This window comes from Niveispirillum irakense DSM 11586, assembly GCF_000429645.1.
Classification (GTDB): domain Bacteria; phylum Pseudomonadota; class Alphaproteobacteria; order Azospirillales; family Azospirillaceae; genus Niveispirillum; species Niveispirillum irakense.
Genome location: NZ_AUCG01000016.1, coordinates 579847 through 593799, shown reverse-complemented (window position 1 = coordinate 593799; position 13953 = coordinate 579847). Strand labels below are relative to the sequence as shown.

Here is a 13953-nt window from a genome sequence, read left to right as displayed (position 1 = left end):
TTTCATACGTCCTACCGGACTATGCGATAGGGTAGGATTACTGTGTTAACATTGGATAAAATTCGTTATAGATTGAATGCGTCCGTCTTTGCCGTTGCCGCTCTTTTTTCTGCAGGGCTGGTATCAGTGGCGACGGCGAGGGTCGGCTGCCTCGATTAAGCAAAAGCCGGGATGTCAGCAGGATCAGGCACAGGCGGTTTCATGAATCGGCAGCCCAATGCACCCAAGCGCGACTGGGTCCGGGTCAAACCCGGCGAACGGTCAGCGACTGCGATGGCCGAGCGCCCGGAGCATGACGACCAGAAACTTTTGACCCTGCTGCAATCAGCCAAGCGGGAAGTGCAGGGGCTGCGCCTTATCCACCTTCACATGTCACTGTTGAAGGATAAGAGCCAGCTCGACAACATCTCCATCAAGCGGGCGATGCAGGAAACCGCCGACCAGTCCGCCTATCTGCAGATATTCAGCCTGTCCAATGATGATGTCATCATCCTGTACAAGGGCATCAAGTTTTCCCTGATTTCGGAAGTCTGTTCCAAAATCGAAAAATTGATGTTGGCGCGCACCGTGATGATGAAGCGCAATCCCTATGGGGAGGACAGCCTTTATTCGATCATGGAGTTGTCGCTCAATTTTGTGAATGTCATCCGCTTCATCGAGGGGCTGGCACGGGAAAGCAGCGCCGATTCGGTGAAAGCGGAGACCAAGCCGCCGATCACGCTGGAGGAATTGGGCAAGATTGAGCGCGCGGTGCAGATGTTCGATCTGTCACCTTTTATGCTCAACCAGCCTGTCGTCAATATCCAGACCGGCGACGCCACTCATTACGAATATTTTGAGCTCTATATCGCCATCAAGGCGCTGGAAGAGCGGCTATCCCCCAGTTACGACATCACAGCCAATAAATGGCTGTTCAGCTATTTCACGGCCAATCTCGATAATTCAGTGCTCAAGGCGCTGAATTACGGCGTGGATTTCCTGCGGGGCCGGCGGATCGGGTTGAACCTGAACCTGTCCACCGTTATGTCCTCTGCTTTCGTGAAGTTCGATGAAAGGCTGACCGCCGATCTGCGCGGCAATGTGATTCTTGAAATCAACAAGGCCGATCTTGTGGAGAATATCGACACCTACAAGGAGGTGGTCGATTTCGCCTCGTCCAAAGGCTACAAAATCTGTATCGACGGGCTGAATGACTTCTGGGTCACCCATATGGACCTGGAATATATGGCCTGTGATTATGCCAAGATATTCTGGACCGACGAAATGGACCAGATGTCGGACTATGAATACAAATCCTTCGCAGACAAAATCCAGGGGCAGAGCAACTGCCGTTTCATCCTGGCCCGCTGCGGCAGTGTATCGGGCTTGATGTTCGCAGAGAAGGCTGGGATTGACCTGGTCCAGGGCCGGATTGTGGATAACATCCTGCGCAAGGGCGTGCTGATCCGGGATGCGATCAAAAGCGCCAAGATGATGCATGAGTGACATAGGACTTTGCGCAGTCGGGAATGCTGCGCCATTGTGCCCTATCCTTGCGATATGAACCTTAATTGGGCGATCCTGGACGCAATCTGCTAGGATGTCTTTCATTCGCGATGAATAGGGACGGGGGAAACCCCCGATAGCGTCTGTGCCTGAAAGAGCAACCACCGCACCCGCGCCGGATTCATCCACCGGGGAAGAAAATAGTACCAGCACGCATTTCCTTTTCAGCAGCAAGGTTTTCGCCTTGCCGGGCGGCTATTTCTGTCTGTCCCGCGACAATAATGACCCCGTCTTCAACGTCCATCTGGGGGATGTCTGGGGCAAGATCAATTTCCGCACCTTGCGGGATAGCTTCGCCATCGACGAGAAGAGCGAAGATGCACGCCTTCTGACCGTAGTGGAAAAAGGCCTGAAATATGTGAAGGAAATCCGGCCCGGTGACAGTATCCCCCGGGAATTGCTGGATGGGTCGGCATCATGGCGTGTGGATGAGCATCACCTGATGGTGGCCCGGGGCCGTTTGACGCTGCAGCTTGTCTCCTGGATCACCGGCCGGGAGGAGATGATCACTGACCGGTATAAGCTGGAACAGTTGATCGAAGACCCCAACATCAAACAGCGGGCACAGGAAGCCTTCGCGAAGTTGGCCAAACAGTTCGGCCTGCCCGAGGAACGCAAGCAGGAGATGGTCGACAAGGTCGATCACCTGGCGCGGGAACTGTCCTATATCGAAGCACTGCGTGAGCGGTATGCCGAGGTACAGAAAATCATGGTCCGCCTGGGTCAGGCCAAGCGGGTCTTCCGCAGTGACCAGCAATTATCATCTGAAGTGAGCCGGATGATCGCCCTGGCTAAAGCGCCAGTTTCCACTTTCGACGATATATTCGACCAAATCGATGGGCAAACTTCGGAAGTGATGGCCATGCTGCGCTCTTTCGATGCGCAGATCACCTTTATCCGCGGCATGCGCGACGAATTGCACACCATGTTGATGGTATGGGACGAGATGATCGAGATGTGGCATGGCCACGAAATTGATCGTGATCCAGAAACGGAAGGGCGGCTGAAACGCACCTACCAGTTCCTGGCCAAGAATTTTTTGATCAGCAAAGTCTGGCAACGTAACGGCTGATCTCCAGCGTTTTTCAGCATTTTTGAGACTGTTTGTCATCCCGGATGTTCGGGCACTTCTTGCGTTTCAAAAATAACAAAAAATATGTGTTTATTTTTTTAATTGACACCAATTTCTATATCATGGAATTTCCATCTCATGAGTAGGGATTAACCAGCTCATCGCGGCAATTTGATCAGGGCAGCTTGCGCCGCGCACCAAACGCTAAAGCGCCACGAAAAACCTTCGTGGGCCCGCCACCATCCGCGTACCATTGTCGGACGCGGCCAGTCGAAGGAGACATCCAATGAAGTGGTTCAAACGCGTTGCTTTTACAACGGCGGCCCTCATGACCCTGGCGGTAACGCCGGTGTGGGGTAACGGCCAGATCCTCAACGTCTCCTACGACCCGACCCGCGAGCTTTACAAGGAATTTAACGAGGCCTTCGCCAAGCATTGGAAGGAACAGACCGGTGAGGCGGTGCAGATCCGCGCCTCGCATGGCGGTTCCGGCAAGCAGGCCCGGTCCGTCATCGACGGGCTGGACGCGGATGTCGTCACCCTGGCGCTGGCCTACGATATCGATGCGCTGGTCGAGAATGGCAACCTGCTGGACAAGGAATGGCAGGCCAAGCTGCCCTATAATTCCTCGCCCTACACCTCCACCATCGTCTTCCTGGTTCGCAAGGGCAACCCCAAGGGCATCAAGGATTGGGATGATCTGCTGAAGCCCGGTACCCAGGTCATCACCCCCAACCCGAAAACCTCGGGCGGGGCGCGCTGGAACTATCTGGCTGCCTGGGGCTATGCCGTGAACAAGGCCGGCGGGGATGAGGCGGCGGGCCGCGATTTCGTGACCAAGCTGTTCAAGAATGTGCCGGTGCTGGATACCGGCGCCCGCGGCGCCACCACCACCTTCGTTCAGCGCGGCATTGGTGATGTGCTGCTGGCCTGGGAGAATGAAGCCTTCCTCGCCATCAATGAGCTGGGGCCGGACAAGCTGGAAATCGTTGTTCCTTCCGTTTCCATCCTGGCGGAACCGCCGGTGGCTGTGGTGGACAAGAATGTCGATCGCAAGGGCACCCGCAAGGTGGCTGAAGCCTATCTGACATATCTCTACACGCCGGAAGGCCAGGAACTGGCGGCCAAGCATTATTACCGCCCGCGCCTGCCGCAGCTTGCCCAGAAATATGCCGACCGTTTCCCCAAGCTGGAACTGTTCGACATCACCAAGTTCGGTGACTGGCAGAACGCCCAGAAGACCCATTTTGCCGATGGTGGCGTCTTCGACCAGATTTACAAGCCGGGCCAGTAAGCTCATCCTGGATTGAAGGGTAAATAGGGATATCTCGCGTCATGACCGAACAGGTGCATTCGTGACGAGGCTTTCTCTCGTCCCCGCGTTCCTGCGGCGGGAAAGGTCGATCATCCCCGGTTTCGGTCTGACGCTGGGTATCACGCTCTTCTACCTCACCATTATCGTTCTGATCCCGCTGGCGGCCCTGGTGCTGCGCCCCTGGGAAATGGGGCTGGCGGGCTTCTGGGAGGCCATTACGCAACCGCGCGTGCTGGCCGCCCTGCGCCTCAGCTTCACCACCGCCTTCTTTGCCGCCGCCATCAATGCCGTTTTCGGCCTGGGCGTCGCCTGGATGCTGGTGCGGTATGAATTTCCGGGCAAACGCATCGTGGATGCGATGGTCGATCTGCCCTTTGCCCTGCCCACCGCCGTGGCTGGCATCGCGCTGACCTCGCTCTATGCCCCCAATGGCTGGGTCGGCCAGTTCCTGGACCCGCTGGGGATCAAGGTGGCCTTCACCCCGCTGGGCATTGTGGTGGCGCTCACCTTCATCGGCCTGCCCTTCGTGGTCCGCACCGTCCAGCCCGTGCTGGAGGAGTTGGATGCGGAACTGGAGGAGGCGGCCGCCTGCCTGGGCGCCACGCGCTGGGAAACCTTCACCCGCGTGATCTTCCCCCTGATCCTGCCGGCCCTGATGACGGGCTTTGCACTCGCCCTGGCGCGCGCGGTGGGGGAATATGGCTCGGTCATCTTCATCGCCGGCAACATGCCGCTGGTGTCGGAAATCGCCCCGCTGCTGATCGTGATCAAGCTGGAACAGTTTGATTATGCCGGTGCCGCCGCCATTGGCGTCGCCATGCTGATCCTTTCCTTCGCGATGCTGCTGGTGATCAATCTTTTGCAGCGGTGGAACCGCCGCTGGGCGGGGGCGTGACATGGCCGCTTTCAGGAACGCAACACCCGCCCGCCCTGTGGTCAGTGAAAGCCCCTGGGTGAAGGCCGGAATCATCACCCTTTCCCTGGCCTTCCTCGCTTTCTTCATTCTGCTGCCCCTGGCTGCTGTCTTCACAGAGGCATTGCGCCGCGGGCTGGACACCTATTGGGAAGCGCTGGTGGAACCGGATGCGCTGGCCGCCATCCGGCTGACGCTGCTGGTTGCCGCCATCGCCGTGCCGGCCAATCTCGTCTTCGGCATCTGTGCCGCCTGGGCCATCGCCAAGCATAAATTCCCCGGCAAATCGCTGCTGCTGACACTGATCGACCTGCCCTTCTCCGTCAGCCCGGTCATTTCCGGTCTGGTCTATGTGCTGCTGTTCGGCACGCACAGCCTGATCGGCCCGTTTCTGCGGGATAATGGCATACAGATCGTCTTTGCCGTGCCGGGGCTGGTGCTGGCCACCATCTTCGTCACCTTCCCCTTTGTCGCTCGCGAACTGATCCCCCTGATGCAGGCCCAGGGCAGCGACGACGAAGAGGCGGCCATCACCCTTGGCGCGTCCGGCTGGCAGACCTTCCGCCGCGTGACCCTGCCCAATATCCGCTGGGGTTTGCTTTATGGCGTGTTGCTCTGCAATGCCCGCGCGATGGGGGAATTTGGTGCCGTGTCCGTCGTCTCCGGCCATATCAGGGGGGAGACGAACACGATGCCGCTGCATGTCGAAATCCTTTATAATGAATATAATTTCGTCGCCGCTTTTGCCGTCGCCTCTGTGCTGGCCATCCTGGCCCTGGTGACGCTGATCGCCAAATCGCTGCTGGAATGGCGGTATGGGGCCGAATTGGCCGCCACCGCCCGCCGCCACTGACCCTTTCGCGCCGGAACCCGTTCGATGAGCATTTCCATCCAAGCCCTGACCAAGCGTTTCGGCGGCTTCGCCGCCGTGGACGGCATTGATCTGGACATTGAAAGCGGGGAACTGATGGCCCTGCTCGGGCCCAGCGGTTCAGGCAAGACCACCTTGCTGCGCATGATCGGCGGGTTAGATTTCGCCGATGAAGGCAGGCTGCTGATTGAGGGGGAGGAGGCGACCGTCACGGCCCCCCATGCCCGCCGCGTCGGCTTCGTCTTCCAGCATTACGCCCTGTTCCGACATATGAGCGTGTTTGAGAATGTGGCCTTCGGGCTGCGCGTCTCCCGCCGCAAGCCGAAATTGTCGGAAAGCACCATCAAGACCAAGGTGATGGACCTGCTGGATCTGGTGCAGTTGGCACCGCTGGCCGGACGCTATCCCAACCAGCTTTCCGGCGGCCAGCGCCAGCGCGTGGCCCTGGCGCGCGCCCTGGCAACAGAACCGCGCGTGCTGCTGCTGGACGAGCCGTTCGGCGCGCTGGACGCCAAGGTGCGCAAGGAACTGCGCCGCTGGCTGCGCGACATCCATAAGGGCATGGGCGTGACCACCGTCTTCGTCACCCATGACCAGGAAGAAGCGCTGGAACTGGCGGATCGGGTCACCATCCTGCATCGCGGCCGGATCGAGCAGATCGGCACGCCGGCGGAAGTCTATGACCGGCCGGCCTCGGCCTTTGTCTGCGACTTTCTGGGCGGCGGCACCCGGCTTGATTGTCAGGTGCAGGATGGGGCGGCATTGATCGGCGGCGTATCGGTGCCGATCCTCAATAATGTGCCGGTCAGCGGCCCCGCCGTCGCCTATATCCGCGCCCATGATATCGAACTGACCAGCCCCGGTCCCGGTACGCTGCCGGCGCGGGTGCGTCTGGTACAGCCGGTCGGCCCCCAGCTTCGCCTGGATCTGGACCTGGATGGCCATACGGTGGAAGCCGTGCTGGACCGGGAAGCCACCCTGCAGGTGCCCACCCCCGGCCAGCAGGTTTCGCTGCGCCTGCGACAGGCGAATGTTTATCAGGGCTAGTGGGCTTCTTAAAAAGTCTTCTGGCCGGGATTTGATCGTGATTCGCTGCGGTCCTGTACCGGATTGGAGATCGAGATGCGCGGCAGTGACGTTCGCAGTGTCTCTGTCTGCGCTGGTGGCGCAGGCCCGGGCTCGCAAAATGCTGTCGGACGAGCATTTCTCGGTCGATGGCACGTTGCTGGAAGCCTGGGCGTCGATGAAGAGCTTTCGGCCCAAAGAGGGAGGCGACGACGAGCCACCGGGGCCGGGGCGCAATGCTGATCGCGATTTCCGGGCAAGACACGGTCGAACCAGACCCACAGTTGCATTTTTCCGCATCCTGTCAGGTCTTGGCAAGCAGCCGTCCACAAAAGACGCCCGCACCCCCAGGGTCCCACAGGACATAAGCGGTTGACGCGGACGGCAGGCATGCTATCTCCGCCCCATAAGCGATGCGCGGATGGGATGAAGATGGACAATGTCATGGGGGGGATCGGCGGCTGGCCGGTGGCGCTGGCCATCCACGTCGCCCTGGCGCTGCTCTGCCTGTGGCCGGCGATCCGGCTGTTGCGCCGCGCCGGGTTGCCCACGGTCTGGGTGGCGTGGCTTATAGTGCCCGTTCTGGGCTGGCCGGTCTTTGCCAGCCTTCTGGCGTTCCGCACCTGGCCCAACATGCCGCCCCGTCCGGAAAAGCTGCACCCGCGTGAGAAATTGCGCCGCGAGCGTGCGGCTGCCGACGCCAGAAAGGGCTGATCCGATGCCACGCTATGGCGATATGACCGAACTGATGCTGTCCCTGCCGGGATGGCTTTCCATGCTGATCATGGTCCTTGCCGTCACCTGGACCGTTTGCATGCTGGGCATCGCGCTGGGCAAGACGGGCCGCAACCCGCTCTGGGCGCTGGTGATCTTTGTTTTCCCCCCGCTGCTGGCGGCTGGTCTGTGGTTTGTGGCCGTAAGCCGCTGGCCCCGGCCGGAAAAGGACCCCCAGGCAAAGTGAAAGGCAGGCCGGCATGCATCCCTATCTGACCCATGCCGGCCCCATCGCCTTTGCCCATCGCGGCGGTGGGCTGGAAGCGCCAGAAAACAGCCTTGCCGCTTTCGCCAATGCCGTATCCCTTGGCTACCGCTATATCGAAACCGATGTCCAGCGGACGGCGGATGGAAGGCTCATCATTTTCCATGATGATGTGCTGGACCATTTGACGGATGGACAGGGGCGGGTGAGTGACCTGCCCTGGGCCATCGTCTCACAGGCCCGTATCGCCGGCCGGGAGCCCATCCCCCTGCTGGACGAGGTGCTGGAACGCTGGCCCGGCCTGCATTTCAATATTGATCCCAAAAGCGACGCGGCGGCACTTGCCCTGGCCGATGCGCTGGAAAAACATGGTGCGCTGGGACGGGTTTGTGTCGGCTCCTTCTCCGGTCAGCGCCTTAACCGGCTCCGTCGCCGGCTGGGCCCCAACCTGTGCAGTTCTGCCGGTCCGATGGAGGTGGCCCGTATCTGGTCAGCCGCCAATGGCCTGCCATTGGGCCGACCCAAGGCCGATTGCCTGCAGGTGCCGGTTCACCACCATGGTATCCCCATCATCACCCCCCGCTTCATCGCCAGCGCCCATCGGCGGGGCCTTCCCGTCCATGTCTGGACGGTGGATGAGGCGACGGAGATGGAACGGCTGCTGGATCTGGGGGTGGACGGGCTGATCACGGATCGCCCGACGCTGCTGCGCGATATCCTGCGCCGTCGCGGGCTGTGGCCCGCATACTCATAAGCCGCTGCGCCGTATGTGCAGCGCGCCCAAGACAACGGACGTTGGCGCCGGGGATTGAGGTTGGTGATCGGTTACGATCACAGGGGTGGGCTATTAGAGCAGATCGCGGAAAAGCGGAATCGCTTTGGAGCGTGAATCTGCTCGCTGAACAAGGGCTTAGAGCCGTGTGCGTTTCCGATTAAACGCACACGGCTCTAGTCCGGTGCAAAGAGCAGCCGGGCATGGGTGCCGCCATCGGCCATCATCTCGAATCGGGCGCCGATCTGCTGGGCCAGCAGCCGGACAAGCCGGAGGCCAAGGCTTTCTGTCTTCTCCAGGTCGAAACCCGATGGCAGGCCACGCCCATCATCGCGGACGGCAATGGCGATATGGCCCGGTGTTTCGGTCTGGACCGTGATGGCGATTTCCCCCGCCGGCCGGTCGATGAAGGCATGTTCCAGGGAATTGCTGATCAGCTCGGCGACAATCAGGGCGACAGGCACCATCAGGTGCGGCGGCAGCGACAGGGCAACCGCCTCCACCTTGCTGGCCACATTCTCCATCCCCGCCGTGGTCAGCAGATCATCAGACAGATCCCGCAGAAACTGGCCGAAATCCACGTTTTCGCTTCCCGGATTATACAGCCGGCGATGGATGCTGCCGATCAGAGCCAGGCGGTTGGCCGCATCGGCCAATGCCGCCCGCGCCTTTTCATCTGACACGCCGGCGCGCTGCAGGCTTAAAAGGGCGGATACGATCTGAAGATTGTTGGAGACGCGGTGCTGAAGCTCGGCAAACAGCACATCGCGATGGCGCGCATGGTCCAATGCCTTGCTTTCCGCCATTTGCGCCCGCCCCCGTTCCTGACGGAGCTGCTGCAAAGAGCTTTTCAGCAAATGGATGATGGCAATATCGACCCCGATCACCAGCGCATAAAATGCCAGTGCCAGCGCGGTCGGCCCGCTGATGTCGAAGCTGTTCAGCGTGGGGATGAAAAAGTACCAGGCCGTAAGTCCTGATAAAACCCCAGCCAAAATACCCGGCCACAGACCTGCCCAAAGGGCGGTCAGGATAACGGCGGGAAAAAAGGTAAGGAAAGGAAAACCCTGCGGCAGAATAGGGTCCGCCACATGCCGCGTCGCCCAGGCGATGACTGTCGCTGCGACGGCCAAGCCGTAGCGGAACATAAGGCTGCGCGGCTCATCGACCAGCTTTTCAAGAGCTTGACTGAGAAATGCCATGAGAGGAGACCCGATCGCCTTTCTTTGACAGACTGCGGGTTACCCCGAACGTTATATTCCAATAGCAGCCGTTTTACAGGCCCGGCTGTGATAACTGGCGCTCTTCTCAATCATCTTCGGGTGGCTCGCCCAGGGTACGGCTATTTTCCTCATGTACGGCCTGATCATGGCCACTGCGGTTGGAGAAGAAGACCAGCGCCATCAGCCCACCCCCCACAGCCAGGGAACCAACAGCGCCAAGTCCCAGGGCGATGAAACCGTGGAGGGAGATGTTTAAAGGAGCATCCATCGCGTTCCAGGCGATAACAGCCAGGGTGATGGCCAGGGCCAGCAGCCCCACGAGGCAGGCAATTATCAGCAAGGCACCACGGCTCATTTATATGACTCCGGCAGGCTCAGGGGGCAATGTGACCTCATGGTTAGCATGGGCATGGGGACTTTTGTAATTGCTGGGTTGTCCCGCCATTCCGGCGTTGGTCTGGACAGGGGCGGGGCCTGTCGCTAACGTCGCAGCCCGGTTCCACATGTAACCGTGACGGATATTTCCCATGAAGAGCGGCGTGAAGAAAGTCGTGCTTGCCTATTCCGGCGGCCTCGACACCTCGGTGATCCTGAAATGGCTGCAGGAAACCTATAAATGCGAGGTGGTGACCTTCACCGCCGATCTCGGCCAGGGCGAAGAGCTGGAGCCGGCGCGCAAGAAGGCCGAACTGCTGGGCGTGAAGCAGGAAAACATCTTCATCGACGATCTGCGCGAGGAATTCGTGCGGGATTTCGTGTTCCCCATGTTCCGGGCCAACACGCTGTATGAAGGCACCTATCTGCTGGGCACCTCCATCGCCCGCCCGCTGATCGCCAAGCGCCAGATCGAGATTGCCAATCTGGTCGGTGCCGATGCCGTGTCTCACGGCGCCACCGGCAAGGGCAATGATCAGGTCCGGTTCGAGCTGGGCTATTACGCCCTGAAGCCCGATGTGACCGTGATCGCGCCGTGGCGCGAATGGGACCTGAACAGCCGCACCCAGTTGCTGGACTTCGCGGAGCGCCACCAGATCCCCATCGCCAAGGACAAGCGCGGCGAGGCGCCCTATTCCACCGATGCCAACATGCTGCACATCTCCTACGAGGGGAAGGCGCTGGAAGATCCGTGGGTGGAGCCCGATGAGGACATGTTCACCCGCACCGTGGCGCCGGAAAAGGCCCCGGACGAGGCCGAATATGTCGAGATCGAATATGTGAAGGGCGATCCGGTCGCCGTGAACGGCGTCAAGCTGTCGCCGGCCAACCTGCTGATCGAGTTGAACCGTCTGGCCGGCAAGCACGGCATCGGCCGCCTGGATCTGGTGGAAAACCGCTTTGTCGGCATGAAGAGCCGTGGCGTGTATGAGACGCCGGGCGGCACCCTGCTGTCGGTTGCCCATCGTGGTATCGAGAGCATCACCCTTGACCGTGAGGCGATGCACCTCAAGGACGAGCTGATGCCGCGCTATGCCAAGCTGATCTATAACGGCTTCTGGTTCTCCGCCGAGCGTGAGGCCCTGCAGGCCCTGATCGACAAGACGCAGGAGCGCGTCAACGGCATGGTCCGGTTGAAGCTGTTCAAGGGTTCGGCCCGCGTTGTCGGTCGCAAGAGCCCGAACAGCCTGTATCGGCTGGATTATGTGACGTTTGAGGCGGACAGCGTCTATAACCAGAAGGACGCCGAAGGCTTTATCAAGCTGAACGCCCTGCGCCTGCGCCTGAACAATATCGCCAAGGATCTGTAATCCAAATTCTGGCGATTTGATATGGTTACGCGAACGCCGCCCGGTGGATAACCGGGCGGCGTTTTGCGTTTAAGATATGGTGTTACTTGGCAAAGGCGGCCTTCAGGGCGGCAGCGCCCTGGGCGATGGCACCCTTGGCGGCGGGCGTGTCGGCCAGACCGTTCAGCATCACGAAATCATGGATCGTGCCATTATACCGGGTGGAGGTGACCGTCACCCCGGCGGCGGCCAGCTTGCGGGCATAGGCTTCGCCCTCGTCCCGCAGCAGGTCATTCTCCGCCACGATCACGGTGGCGCTCGGCAGGCCGGTCAACTGGTCCTGGCTGGCCTTCAGGGGGAAAGTGTTGGCGTCGTTGCGCACGGAAGCCGGGAAGGTGGCATCCAGGAAGTAATGCATCGCCTTCGTCGTCAGCCAGGGGCCTTCGCCGAATTGGGTGTAGGAGCCGTTCTGCGACACATCATCGGTCACCGGGTAGAACAGCAACTGGTGAACCAGCTTGGCCCCGCCGCGCTGCTTGGTCAGCAGCGTGATGCCAGCGGCCATGTTGCCGCCCGCACTGTCACCGGCCACGGCGATCCGGCTGGCATCCAGGCCCAGGGACCGGGCATGCTTGGCAACATATTGGATGGCCGCATAGCCTTCCTCATTCTGGCTGGGATAGACGGCTTCGGGGGCGCGGGCATAATCAACAAAGACCACGGCGGCACCGGCAGCGGCAGACAATTCCCGGATCAGATGGTCATGGGTATTGCGGTCCCCCATCACCCAGCCGCCGCCATGGAAATACATCACCACCGGCAGCACGCCCTTGGCCCCTTCCGGCCGGACGATGCGGACATTCACCTTGCCATGGGGGCCGGTGGGGAAGCTGGTATCCTGCACCGTGGTCGCAGCGCTGGGCAGGGTCTGTGCCTGGGCACCGGCCAGCACGGCACGCGCCTCTTCAGCGGTCAGGGTATAGATCGGCTTGCCACCGGCGGCGGCAACAGCATCGACAAAAGCCTGGGTCTTGGGCTCCAGCACCACATCGGCAGCGGCTGGGCCAGTGACAGACAACAGGGCAGCAGCGGAAAGGGCGACGGCGGCGACGGTGTTACGCAGGCTGTTCATTTTGGGCTCTCCAGTGAGGGGCGCCAGGAGCGGCGCTCGGCATGGACAAATTGGTACATCACGATTTAATCGTGTACGATATAATTAAATGAATGGGAGCCATGCGATGTGCGCGCCTGCGATTAGATCGCTTGCGATATAATATGCACGGTCACGCTGTCGCCATCCTGCCGGGTGCGGGGATGGAGGGTGATTTGAAAGGGTGGTCCGCGATGGATACGAAACTGCGTCTGGGAGATTTCATCTGCTTCTCCCTTTATTCCGCCAGCCACGCTTTTACGCGGATTTATAAGCCGCTGTTGGAGCGGCTGGGCCTGACCTACCCGCAATATCTGGTGATGGTGGTCCTGTGGGAACAGGATGGCCAGACCGTGGGCGGGATCGGGGAAAAGCTGTTTTTGGAAAGCAGCACCCTGACCCCGTTGCTGAAGCGGCTGGAGACGGCAGGCCTGGTAAAGCGGGAGCGCAACCCCGCCGATGAGCGTCAGGTACTGATCCGGCTGACCCCGGAAGGCCGCGACATGCAGCAGCAGACTGCTGATTTCCTCCAGCAGCTGGTGGAAGCCACCGGCATGAGCGTGGAGGAGATCGGGGAATTGCGGCGCAATATCGTGACGCTGCGCGACAATCTGAACCGTATGGCGGGGGTATGAAAAAAGGGGCTGCAAATACAGCCCCTTATTCTATCCCCTGGACAAGCCCCCTTCCCGGCGGAATGGGAGCGGCTTGTCCTGTGACGCTTACTGCACCTTAGTCCAACGGTGCTTACTGCACCCTGGTCCAATAGTGCTTACTGCACCTTGGTCCAACGGTGCTTACTGCACCTTGCCGGTGGCCAGCGTACCGGTGACGCTGCCGCCATCGGCAATGGCGATGCGGCCATAGCGGATGGTGCCATCCACCTGCCCGGTCTCACCCACCGACAGGGTGCCCGTCACTTCAATCGTGCCAGTGGCGCGGCCATTGACGCGCATCTGCTCCACCTTGGCCGTGCCTTCGAAATGACCACCTTCGGCCACTTCCAGGATCTTGATGTCGGCCAGGGTCACATCCGCCAGCCGTCCCGCAACATGCAGGGTATGGCAGTGGGAAATCTTCGCGCCCTCAATCCGCGCCTCGGCGGAAATGGTCGTGATGCCGCCCGTCGTCGTCCCGCTATCGGCCACTGCTTCCGCAGCGCCGTTGAAGCCGGGGCGCTGGAAGCTGCGCGGGTCCAGGATATCGTTCGGCATCGCCTCAACATTCTCCGCCAATAGGCCGGCCTTACAGAAACCGGCAGCCTGTCGTTTCTGGTTTATTCATAAGCTGAAAGGGTTAAATCCGCAACGCTTCTTGCCCGTAT

The 13953-nt window shown here is 60.3% G+C and carries 15 protein-coding genes and 1 pseudogene; 12 read left to right on the top strand and 4 right to left on the bottom strand.

Annotated features, from left to right (window positions below; genetic code table 11):
• Nucleotides 1–201 precede the first annotated feature (201 nt).
• The 10 genes and pseudogenes from G473_RS0106295 to G473_RS0106250 all read left to right on the top strand — a co-directional run bounded on the left by G473_RS0106295 (nucleotide 202) and on the right by G473_RS0106250 (nucleotide 8514).
• Complete coding sequence (locus tag G473_RS0106295; protein ID WP_029012405.1) at nucleotides 202–1485, top strand: EAL domain-containing protein; 1284 nt, start codon at nucleotides 202–204, stop codon at nucleotides 1483–1485.
• 244 nt (nucleotides 1486–1729) lie between these two features.
• Nucleotides 1730–2617, top strand: a complete 888-nt coding sequence (locus G473_RS25395; protein ID WP_154667276.1) for a hypothetical protein — start codon at nucleotides 1730–1732, stop codon at nucleotides 2615–2617.
• Between the two features lie 328 nt (nucleotides 2618–2945).
• Complete coding sequence (locus G473_RS0106280; protein ID WP_051329976.1) at nucleotides 2946–3911, top strand: sulfate ABC transporter substrate-binding protein; 966 nt, start codon at nucleotides 2946–2948, stop codon at nucleotides 3909–3911.
• Nucleotides 3912–3972: 61 nt separating this feature from the next.
• Entirely contained in the window at nucleotides 3973–4827 is an 855-nt protein-coding gene (cysT, locus tag G473_RS0106275; protein ID WP_029012403.1) for a sulfate ABC transporter permease subunit CysT, read from the top strand.
• A 1-nt stretch (nucleotide 4828) separates the two neighbouring features.
• Nucleotides 4829–5698 carry a sulfate ABC transporter permease subunit CysW gene (gene cysW / locus G473_RS0106270; protein WP_029012402.1) on the top strand — a complete coding sequence of 290 codons (870 nt, stop codon included), beginning with the start codon at nucleotides 4829–4831 and terminating at the stop codon, nucleotides 5696–5698.
• Between the two features lie 24 nt (nucleotides 5699–5722).
• Entirely contained in the window at nucleotides 5723–6763 is a 1041-nt protein-coding gene (locus G473_RS0106265; protein ID WP_029012401.1) for a sulfate/molybdate ABC transporter ATP-binding protein, read from the top strand.
• 103 nt (nucleotides 6764–6866) lie between these two features.
• Nucleotides 6867–7066, top strand: a pseudogene (locus tag G473_RS30975) (IS5/IS1182 family transposase); the annotation flags it as partial.
• 141 nt (nucleotides 7067–7207) lie between these two features.
• Nucleotides 7208–7495: a hypothetical protein gene (locus G473_RS0106260; RefSeq protein ID WP_029012400.1), complete on the top strand. Its 288-nt coding sequence runs from the start codon at nucleotides 7208–7210 to the stop codon at nucleotides 7493–7495.
• Between the two features lie 4 nt (nucleotides 7496–7499).
• The gene (locus tag G473_RS0106255) at nucleotides 7500–7742 is read left to right on the top strand and encodes a hypothetical protein (protein ID WP_029012399.1); all 243 of its coding nucleotides are present in this window, start codon (nucleotides 7500–7502) and stop codon (nucleotides 7740–7742) included.
• A gap of 13 nt (nucleotides 7743–7755) precedes the next feature.
• Nucleotides 7756–8514, top strand: a complete 759-nt coding sequence (locus G473_RS0106250) for a glycerophosphodiester phosphodiesterase family protein (RefSeq protein ID WP_029012398.1) — start codon at nucleotides 7756–7758, stop codon at nucleotides 8512–8514.
• 194 nt (nucleotides 8515–8708) lie between these two features.
• Here the strand turns inward: G473_RS0106250 and G473_RS0106245 are convergent, their stop codons facing one another.
• A complete protein-coding gene (locus G473_RS0106245; protein ID WP_029012397.1) occupies nucleotides 8709–9734 on the bottom strand; it encodes a sensor histidine kinase in 1026 nt (341 codons plus the stop codon).
• Between the two features lie 106 nt (nucleotides 9735–9840).
• Nucleotides 9841–10110, bottom strand: coding sequence for a hypothetical protein (locus tag G473_RS25390; protein ID WP_035705466.1), 270 nt, complete (start codon nucleotides 10108–10110; stop codon nucleotides 9841–9843).
• Nucleotides 10111–10282: 172 nt separating this feature from the next.
• Here G473_RS25390 and G473_RS0106235 point away from each other — a divergent pair, with 172 nt between their 5' ends.
• Nucleotides 10283–11500 carry an argininosuccinate synthase gene (locus G473_RS0106235; RefSeq protein ID WP_029012396.1) on the top strand — a complete coding sequence of 406 codons (1218 nt, stop codon included), beginning with the start codon at nucleotides 10283–10285 and terminating at the stop codon, nucleotides 11498–11500.
• A gap of 82 nt (nucleotides 11501–11582) precedes the next feature.
• Here the strand turns inward: G473_RS0106235 and G473_RS0106230 are convergent, their stop codons facing one another.
• Nucleotides 11583–12611, bottom strand: coding sequence for an alpha/beta hydrolase (locus G473_RS0106230; protein ID WP_029012395.1), 1029 nt, complete (start codon nucleotides 12609–12611; stop codon nucleotides 11583–11585).
• A 212-nt stretch (nucleotides 12612–12823) separates the two neighbouring features.
• On the opposite strand from G473_RS0106230, the gene G473_RS0106225 reads away from it, so the two are divergent.
• Nucleotides 12824–13264, top strand: a complete 441-nt coding sequence (locus G473_RS0106225) for a MarR family winged helix-turn-helix transcriptional regulator (protein WP_029012394.1) — start codon at nucleotides 12824–12826, stop codon at nucleotides 13262–13264.
• Nucleotides 13265–13426: 162 nt separating this feature from the next.
• Here G473_RS0106225 and G473_RS0106220 read toward each other — a convergent pair whose 3' ends face one another.
• Nucleotides 13427–13843, bottom strand: coding sequence for a bactofilin family protein (locus tag G473_RS0106220; RefSeq protein WP_029012393.1), 417 nt, complete (start codon nucleotides 13841–13843; stop codon nucleotides 13427–13429).
• Between the last annotated feature and the right edge of the window lie 110 nt (nucleotides 13844–13953).

Excerpts from the sequence above, each read along its gene's own strand:
- G473_RS0106295 (WP_029012405.1), top strand. The coding sequence starts at position 202 with ATGAATCGGCAGCCCAATGCACCCAAGCGCGACTGGGTCCGGGTCAAA.
- G473_RS25390 (WP_035705466.1), bottom strand. The coding sequence starts at position 10,110 with ATGAGCCGTGGTGCCTTGCTGATAATTGCCTGCCTCGTGGGGCTGCTG.
- G473_RS0106225 (WP_029012394.1), top strand. The coding sequence starts at position 12,824 with ATGGATACGAAACTGCGTCTGGGAGATTTCATCTGCTTCTCCCTTTAT.
- G473_RS0106265 (WP_029012401.1), top strand. The coding sequence starts at position 5,723 with ATGAGCATTTCCATCCAAGCCCTGACCAAGCGTTTCGGCGGCTTCGCC.
- G473_RS0106235 (WP_029012396.1), top strand. The coding sequence starts at position 10,283 with ATGAAGAGCGGCGTGAAGAAAGTCGTGCTTGCCTATTCCGGCGGCCTC.
- G473_RS0106260 (WP_029012400.1), top strand. The coding sequence starts at position 7,208 with ATGAAGATGGACAATGTCATGGGGGGGATCGGCGGCTGGCCGGTGGCG.
- G473_RS0106245 (WP_029012397.1), bottom strand. The coding sequence starts at position 9,734 with ATGGCATTTCTCAGTCAAGCTCTTGAAAAGCTGGTCGATGAGCCGCGC.
- G473_RS0106280 (WP_051329976.1), top strand. The coding sequence starts at position 2,946 with ATGACCCTGGCGGTAACGCCGGTGTGGGGTAACGGCCAGATCCTCAAC.
- G473_RS0106255 (WP_029012399.1), top strand. The coding sequence starts at position 7,500 with ATGCCACGCTATGGCGATATGACCGAACTGATGCTGTCCCTGCCGGGA.
- G473_RS0106250 (WP_029012398.1), top strand. The coding sequence starts at position 7,756 with ATGCATCCCTATCTGACCCATGCCGGCCCCATCGCCTTTGCCCATCGC.
- cysW (WP_029012402.1), top strand. The coding sequence starts at position 4,829 with ATGGCCGCTTTCAGGAACGCAACACCCGCCCGCCCTGTGGTCAGTGAA.
- G473_RS0106220 (WP_029012393.1), bottom strand. The coding sequence starts at position 13,843 with ATGCCGAACGATATCCTGGACCCGCGCAGCTTCCAGCGCCCCGGCTTC.
- G473_RS0106230 (WP_029012395.1), bottom strand. The coding sequence starts at position 12,611 with ATGAACAGCCTGCGTAACACCGTCGCCGCCGTCGCCCTTTCCGCTGCT.